This is a genomic window from Acetobacter sp. (genome assembly GCF_047723915.1).
Taxonomy (GTDB): Bacteria; Pseudomonadota; Alphaproteobacteria; order Acetobacterales; family Acetobacteraceae; genus Acetobacter.
The window spans coordinates 84034-91846 of sequence record NZ_JBDOBQ010000012.1 but is presented as its reverse complement, the minus strand read 5'-3'; the positions used below and the strand labels follow the sequence as shown (position 1 = coordinate 91846).

Sequence of the window (7813 nt, the reverse complement as noted above, 5' to 3'; positions counted from 1 at the left end):
TTCAGCGCCTCGGTGAAGCAGCTTCTATACCCACCAACACCAAACCGTCAACACCTAATTCTAAACCATTCAAAAAAAAGCATTCCCCCCCCAAAAAACCCGATTCACTCAACCAGAAATCAGCCCCCAATCCGCGAAAACAGACCCATAAAATATGTTACAAAATTTTCATGTTTCTGTTGGGGCGGCTCCCGCCTGCGGAAAAGTGAGACGAACTGTAAATGTTCCCTCCTGCCCTGCGTCGGAAATAGCGAAGCCGGCTTCCATCTGCTGGCTAATAAGCCGGGCTATCGTCAGACCCAGCCCGGTGCCGGGCTTTGTGGAGCCACCTCGCACAAAGGGGCGCGAAAGGCGTGATCTGACCTCCGCCGGCAGGGGTGTGCAGGCGTTCTGGATTTCGACCACACCGTTCGGGCCGAGGTGAATATCGACCGGCGTTTCGGGAATACCATACAGCATGGCGTTTTCGAGCAGGTTGCGGAACAGGATTCCCACGGCATCCAGATCCCCCCAGACCGGAAATGTTTCGAACCCGTGCCTGACCAGGCGAATCCGGCTGCCCGATACCTCACCTCTGCTCAGATCGCGGCATAACAGTTCGAGCACGGGTAACAGGTCCAGCTTTGCGCGCCGGAACGCGACACCGGATGAGGCGCGTGAAAACTGCAATATTTTTTCGACCATTTTCCCGAAGCCCTGGATGCGCGAAACAATCAGTTCCGCTCGCTGCCGGGCTTTGGGGTCGCTGTGCAGGCTGCCTGCCAGAATCTGCGCCTGAGCCTGTAGCGCCGCCAGAGGGTTGCGCAGTTCATGGGCGGCACTGGCGGCAAAAGCCCGCTCCGCGGTCAGTGCGTCTTCCAGCCGGGCCAGCAGGGTGTTGGCCGCGTTCTGGATGGAAGCCAGTTCGACTGGGAGGTCCAATGGCGGAATGGGGCTGAGATCGCCGCTGCCACGGCTTTGCATGGCGGTCTGCAACTGCTCCAGCGGCCGCATGCCCCGCCGGATGATCCAGCGGATCAGGAACCACATGACCGGCAGCAGGAAAACCGTTGGCCCGACAGATAGGAGAATGGCCCGGCGTACGGCCTCGCGCCGGTGGAAAAGCGGCTCCCCCACCAGAACCCGATATCCCTGGCTGGTAGGAGGGGCGACATAAACACGAAACCGCCGACTGTCGGCAAAACCGGTCTGGAGATCGCCTGTGAACACCTGCTCGGGCGCGTTCTGGGAACGCAGGAGCATGCGCCCGTCCGCCGCGATGATCTGGTAGGCCAGTGTGCGGGGCCCCACCCCCGGCAGCCAGGCAATGTCGCTGCGTTGGGGCGTGCGCGGCAGAAGGGTGATGACGCTTTGCAGCCGTTCGGACACTTCCTGCAACGAATTATCTAGCCGCTCTGTCACCTCGAAACGGATAAAACCCACCAGACCCGCGCCAAGCAGCACAAGGCAGCCCATGACCACGGCCAGAACGCTCCCTACAAGACGGGACGTCAGGCTCCAGCTTTTCATGCGCCGTCGGGCAGAACGCCGTAGCCCCGCCCCCTGACCGTGCGGATAACGCCATTGCCGATTTTTTTGCGCAGCCTGCTGATGAATACCTCTACCGTGTTGCTGCCCACGTCGTCCGCCAGGTCGTACAGCACGGTTTCGATCTGTTCGCGCGAATACAGTGTGCCGGGGCGACGTGTCAGCAGTTCCAGAATGGCCCATTCGCGCGCTGTCAGTTCCACGGCTTCGCCATTACGGAACGCCTGGGCGTGATCGCGGTCGACCGTCAGCGTGCCGGCCTCGGCCCGCAGAGAGAGCGCGCTGCCCTGCACCACGTAACGACGGGCCACGGCGTTCAGCCGTGCCAGAAGCTCATCCAGATCGAAGGGTTTGACGATATAGTCGTCCGCCCCTGCGGCAAGCCCCGCAACCCGGTCACTGATCTGGTCCTCGGCCGTGGTGATGAGGATAGCAATCTGCCTGCCCGTCGCCCTGATCTGGCGTAGCAGGTCACGCCCGCTGCCATCGGGCAGGCGCAGGTCCAGCAGCATACAGTCATAATCCACTGTCGCCAGTGCGGCTCTGGCGTCTTCCAGCGTCAGGAACCAGTCGGCCGCATGGCCGGCCTGTCTTACACGCTCGAGCACGGCTTCGCCCAGATCCTGTTCATCTTCAACGATCAGCACACGCATGTCATGACCTGTCCCGCACTACCCTGGCGTAGAGGGTAGGCAGAACAAGCAGCGTTAGCAAAGTGGAGGAAATCAGCCCGCCAATGACGACGCTGGCCAGCGGGCGTTCCACTTCCGCCCCGGCACTGCCTGAAAACGCCATGGGGAAAAAGCCCAGGCTGGCCACAAGAGCGGTCGCCATGACCGGACGGAAGCGCGATTCCGCCGCCGCCAGCACCGCGCGAGCCGTGTCCATGCCGCTGCGTTCGTAGACATGGATACTGCCCACCAGCACCACGCCGTTGAGAATGGCCACGCCAAACAGGGCGATAAACCCGATCCCGGCCGAAATACTGAACGGCATGCCCCGCAGGTACAGCATGACAATGCCCCCCGTTGCCGCCAGGGGAAGGTTGGTGAACACCAGCAAGGCCGAAACCCACGACCCGAGCGCCGCCACCAGCAGCGCGAAAATGAGCAGCAGGGCAATGGGCAGCACGATATCGAGCCGCGCCATGGCGGATTGCAGGTTCCGGAACTGCCCGTTCCATTCCATGCTGTAGCCGGACGGCAGGTGAATGTCCTGCCTGACGCGCTGCCGACTTTCGGCCACATAGGACCCCACGTCGCGTCCGCGCACATTGGCCTGCACCACCACCCGCCGCCGAACCCGGTCACGGCTGATGCGGACCGCCCCGCTGATATCCCTGATACGCGCGACCTCGCTCAGCGGAACCGTGCCCCGCCCGTCCGCCCGGGGCACGCGCAGCGCACCAATAGCCGAGGCAGAGCCGGTATGACTTGGGTCCAGCCTGACCTGGGTGCTGATCATGGCGTTGTTTTCCACCACCGGGCGGCCTATGTGCCCGCCTATGGCCTCCACCGTGTCCAGAATATCCTGCTGGGCGACATTGCGCATGGCCGCCCGCCCGCGATCGACATCGATCACCAGCAGAGGCATGTCGCCCTCGCCCACCAGGGCGACATCGGCCGCGCCGGGAATGGCCGCCATGACCGCCACCATTTTCTGCCCAAGCCGGGCCAGTTCGTTCAGGTCGTCGCCAAAGATCGATACCGCGATCTGGGTACGCACGCCTGCAAGCAGGTCGTCCATACGCATCTGCACCGGCTGGCTCCAGGAATACTGGGCGTCAGGCAGTTCCTTTTGCAGGGCGGCGTTCAGGGCCTCGACCAGCCCGGCCTGACTGCGGGCCGTTTTCCATGTGCGCGGAGCGTTCAGGAACACGAACGTATCTGTCTCGTTCACCCCCATAGGGTCCGTGGGAATGGCGGCTGTACCCGTGTTGCTGATAACGGCACGGACTTCGGGGAAGCGGCGTAAAAGCTGCTCCTGCTTTTGCAGGGATGCCAGAACCGTGTCGAGCGAGGCCGAGGGCAGGCGTGTGCTGGTCACGACCAGAGCGCCTTCTTCCAGTTGGGGAATGAACTCCCCCCCCAACCGGGTAGCCAGCACGACAGAGAGGGCAAAAAGCGAGAGCGTGACACCAACAAGAAGACCCAGATGCCCGCTCCCCCAATGCATCAGGCGGGTATAGGGCCCGCGCAGGGTGGCGATCAGCCAGGTATCCCCCTTCGGGCGCACGCGGCCCAGGACAAGGGTGGCCAGAACCGGCACGCAGGTAAAACAGTAAACAAGCGACGCCAGCAGCGCCATGATGACGGTCTGCGCCATGGGACGGAACATCTTGCCTTCGACCCCCTGCAGGGTCAGCACGGGCAGGTAGACCATGATGATGACAAGAATGGCGAAAAATACGGGCCGGGCCACCTCGCGCGCGGCAGATGCGACCAGCGTGGGCAGAGGCGTTGCTCTGTCTTTTTCGCGCAGGGCCAGCACGTGTTCGACCACCACGAGGGAACTGTCCACGATCATGCCGAAATCGATCGCACCCAGGCTGAGCAGATTGGCCGAAATTCCGAAATAACGCATGCCCGCCATGGCGCAGATCAGCGCTGCGGGAATGACGGAGGCAATCACCGCCGCCGCCCGCCAGCTCCCGATCACCACCATGAGTACGACAAACACCAGCCCCGCACCGATAACGAGGTTTTCCTTGACCGTATCGAGCGTGCTGCGTGTCAGCGTGGCGCGCGTGTAGTATGGCACCAGCCCCACGCCTGCGGGCAGGCTCTGGCGGATGGCGGGCAAGGCCCGGTTGATGGCGGCCAGTGTCGCGGACGAACTGGCCCCGCTTTGCATCATCACGACGCCGATCACAATTTCGCCCTGGCCGTCACGTGTGACGGCTCCCAGCCGCTGCCGGGGCGCTGCCTCGACCCGCCCCAGGTCCTTCAGCCGGATGACGGAACCATCGGGCTGGCTACGCACGGGTATGGCCGCGAAGTCCTTCAGGCTGCCGACAAGCCCCCGCCCCACCACCGCCTGCTGTTCGGCATGGCGGGCAATCCACCCGCCCCCGGATGACGCATTGTTGGCATTGACGGCGCGGAACACCTCCCCCACCGAAATGCCGGTAGCCAGCAGCCGGGCCTCATCCAGGGTGACCTGCCATGTTTCTTCCGCCCCGCCATTGACGTTGACCTCCACCACCCCCGGCACCAGCCGCAACTGGGGTGCGACGGACCATGTCATAAGCCGGTTCAGTTCCATCAGCGACCGGCCCGCCCCGGTAATCTGGAGCTGCATGATTTCGCCCATGCCGGTCGCAAGCGGGCCCATGACGATACTGAGCCCCGGCACAGCAATGCTCCCGCGTGCCTGCTGGATGCGCTCGTTCACCCGCGTGCGGTCGAGATCGATATCGGTATCATCCGCGAACTGGACGTAAACCACACATAACCCGCTGCGGGAGACCGAACGCAGGTCTGTCATGCCGGGTATGCCGGTCATGCTGGCTTCAACGGGCAGGGTAATCAGTTTTTCCACCTCCTCGGTCGCAAGACCGGGAGCCGTGACCGACACCATGACCTGCCGGGGCGAAATATCGGGCACAGCCTCCACCGGCAGGCCCAACAGCACACCAATACCCCCCAGCATCAGCACGCACAGGCACGCCAGAACGGTGCCGGGCCGGTGTATGAGGGCACGCATGAAAGCCTGCACCATCAGTCCGCGTCCGCCATACCTGCCAGCAGCAGCACCGATTTCAGGGCGAAGCTACCATGGCTTACCACAGGCTCGCCCCCTTGCAGCCCGGACAGCACCAGCGCCTGGCCGCCGCTGTCTGCTCCGTTTTCCAGCCCGACAACCACCGGCACCGGCCGGTACACGGTGGCGCTTTCACGCACGAACACAACGTTACGTCCATCCAGCACCTGCACGGCCTGCGCGGGAACCAGCACGCCGCGCATGGCCTGGCGGGTCTGCAAGGTGGCGTTCAGCACCATACCGGGCACCAGCGCTCCGTAAGGATTGGGAACGGTGCTGATAACCCGCACCAGGCCGGTTTGCAGGTTGGCCGCCTGATCCACGCTGTCGATACGCGAGACAATGCTCGCGCCCCCCAACGCCGTAACCTGCCCACCGCCCGGAGCCAGTCGGGCGGCGTCCTCCGGCGTGACGTCGGATACAACCCAGACCGATGACAGGTCAGCCACCGTGGCCACCACCATGGCGGGCGAGATATCGGCTGTAACCGCGGTGTCGAGTGCTGTCACCACACCGCCGAGCGGTGCCACAAGGGCCGATGTCTCGCCCTGGCCCATGGCCTCGGACGGGGATGTGAATTCCTGCTCGAAGCGGTGGCTGAGCGTGCTCTGCTGGGCCAGCAGGGTCTGCACCGTGGCCTCCGCCTGGGCCAGCGCGTCCTTGCGGCGGCGCACTTCACCGTCCGCTACGGTCTGCCCGCGCAGCGCGAGCCCACGCTGGTATGCGCCGGCGGCATTGTCACGCGCCGCACGGGCGGCAGTCAGGGCGGCGGCAAGCTGGGCCGACTGTTCGAAGGCGGTATGCAGGCTGTGGTCCTGATAATGCAGCAGCACGCTGCCGCGACTGACGCGTGAGCCGGGTTGCACCGCGATATCGAGCACCTTGCCACTGCCTGCCGGGCGTATGGCCACCACCCGTGTCGTATCGGGCATGACACGCGTCATAACGGACAGCACAGGCGCCAGGCTGCCCTGCCTGGCCTGCACGATCTCTATCCCCTCGACCCGTACCGCCTCCGGCGCGATCTGCACGGGGTGGAGGTCCGGCGCGGGATCATCCGCCAGGGCATGCCTGCCCTGCGCCAGCAGTATCAGAACGGCCATAAGACCGAACGGCCCTGCCCGCCCGCGCCACACACCGCGCCGACCCGACGTCATGCCGGACGCTTTATCGCGTGTCATAATTCATCCCCCGTGGCGATCATCAGGCGCAGGACGGCAACATGCCATTCGGTCTGCGCACGGCTGGCGTCCAGCGCGGCGCGCACCGCATCCTGGCGGGCACGCAGGGCGACATCGAGCGCATGCTCGCCCGTGCGCCAGGCTTTTTCCTCGGCATCCGCGCGGTGGCGCAGGTTGGCTGCGGCATCGGCCAGCGCCAGACGCGTGCCCTGCGCCGCCATCACACGCTCACGCACGCGTTGCAGTTCCAGCCTGACCATACGGCGCGCCTGTTCAAGCTGGCCGGTTGCCGTGCTCATCTGATCGCGCGCCTGCGTCATGATCGGGACATTGCGCACATCGCTGGGCAGCGGCACGCTGACATGAAAGCCCACGCGATTGTCCCACGGGCTCTGGTACTGTCCTTCATGAATGGCATCCACCCCGATTTCGGGATTGGGCATGAAGGACCGCCTGGCCAGATCGAGATTGGCTTCCGCCACCTTGACCGCGCCCCGGGCCGCCCGCACGCGAGGGTCCTGTTCGATCATGTCCTGCGGGTCGTTCAGGCGGCTCAGGGTCAGGGTGGGGGCGTCGTAAAAGCTGATATCGGGTTCCTGCATCCCCGCTCCGCACAGGCTTTCAAGCGTTGCGCGCGCATTGGCCTGCTCCTCCTGCGCCAGGCGAAGGGCGTTCTGGGCGGTGGCTGTCGCGGCCCGGATCTGCTGCACATCGGCACTGGCTGCCTCGCCCACCCCGGCGGCATGCGAGATCATGCCTTCCAGGTGCTGCATATCGACGTACAGGGTGTGCGCCGCATCCAGCCTGTCGCGCGCGATCCGCACGGCGGCGGTCGCATCCAGAACCCGGATGGAAAGGGCCATGCGTTCAACGGCAAGCTGGTCTTCCAGCGTGCTGGCCTGCGCCTGCGCTACGTGCTGCGTGGCACTGCCCTGCCCCGGCAGCCATAACGGCACGGACACAGCGCCCTGATACGTCGTGTAGCCAATATTGGTGCCTATGAAATGATCGTCCATATAGGACCCCGAAACCACAGGCCCACCGGCAAACCAGCCACCTGCCGCACTGGCCCTGGCATCGGCCGAATGCCGGCGTGTCTGCAATTCGGCCCGTGCGGGATCGAGACTCCAGGCGCTGCGCAGCGCGTTGCGGAATGCCGCACGACCGCCATGACCAGCCTGCCCTTCGGCCTGCGCCGAGGCTGGCGCCGCGTCATCCGCCGGGGGCGATACACTGATACTGGTCGACCAACCCTGGGCCGATGCGGGGTAACTGGTGAGCGCCAGCCAGAGCACCGCCGCAATATGTCGGATGTTCACGTTTTCTGAACCGCGTATGCCGCC

Annotated in this window: 5 protein-coding genes; all 5 read right to left on the bottom strand. The window is 64.5% G+C overall.

Translation table 11 applies throughout. The features are described 5' to 3' along the window. Nucleotides 1-168: 168 nt before the first annotated feature. The 5 genes from ABF990_RS08615 to ABF990_RS08595 are packed head-to-tail and all read right to left on the bottom strand — an operon-like array spanning nt 169 to nt 7789. A complete protein-coding gene (locus ABF990_RS08615) occupies nt 169-1509 on the bottom strand; it encodes a histidine kinase dimerization/phospho-acceptor domain-containing protein (RefSeq protein ID WP_415501023.1) in 1341 nt (446 codons plus the stop codon). Continuing rightward, nucleotides 1506-2180: a response regulator transcription factor gene (locus ABF990_RS08610; RefSeq protein ID WP_415492510.1), complete on the bottom strand. Its 675-nt coding sequence runs from the start codon at nt 2178-2180 to the stop codon at nt 1506-1508. The genes ABF990_RS08615 and ABF990_RS08610 overlap by 4 nt, the downstream gene beginning before the upstream one ends. 1 nt (nt 2181) lies before the next feature. Beyond that, complete coding sequence (locus tag ABF990_RS08605) at nt 2182-5247, bottom strand: efflux RND transporter permease subunit (RefSeq protein WP_415506545.1); 3066 nt, start codon at nt 5245-5247, stop codon at nt 2182-2184. Next, the gene (locus tag ABF990_RS08600) at nt 5247-6470 is read right to left on the bottom strand and encodes an efflux RND transporter periplasmic adaptor subunit (RefSeq protein ID WP_415500500.1); all 1224 of its coding nucleotides are present in this window, start codon (nt 6468-6470) and stop codon (nt 5247-5249) included. The genes ABF990_RS08605 and ABF990_RS08600 overlap by 1 nt, the downstream gene beginning before the upstream one ends. Then, nucleotides 6467-7789 carry a TolC family protein gene (locus ABF990_RS08595; RefSeq protein ID WP_415491651.1) on the bottom strand — a complete coding sequence of 441 codons (1323 nt, stop codon included), beginning with the start codon at nt 7787-7789 and terminating at the stop codon, nt 6467-6469. Before ABF990_RS08595 ends, ABF990_RS08600 begins: the two co-directional genes overlap by 4 nt. Between the last annotated feature and the right edge of the window lie 24 nt (nt 7790-7813).

Excerpts from the sequence above, each read along its gene's own strand:
- ABF990_RS08615 (WP_415501023.1), bottom strand. The coding sequence starts at position 1,509 with ATGAAAAGCTGGAGCCTGACGTCCCGTCTTGTAGGGAGCGTTCTGGCC.
- ABF990_RS08610 (WP_415492510.1), bottom strand. The coding sequence starts at position 2,180 with ATGCGTGTGCTGATCGTTGAAGATGAACAGGATCTGGGCGAAGCCGTG.
- ABF990_RS08605 (WP_415506545.1), bottom strand. The coding sequence starts at position 5,247 with ATGGTGCAGGCTTTCATGCGTGCCCTCATACACCGGCCCGGCACCGTT.
- ABF990_RS08600 (WP_415500500.1), bottom strand. The coding sequence starts at position 6,470 with ATGACACGCGATAAAGCGTCCGGCATGACGTCGGGTCGGCGCGGTGTG.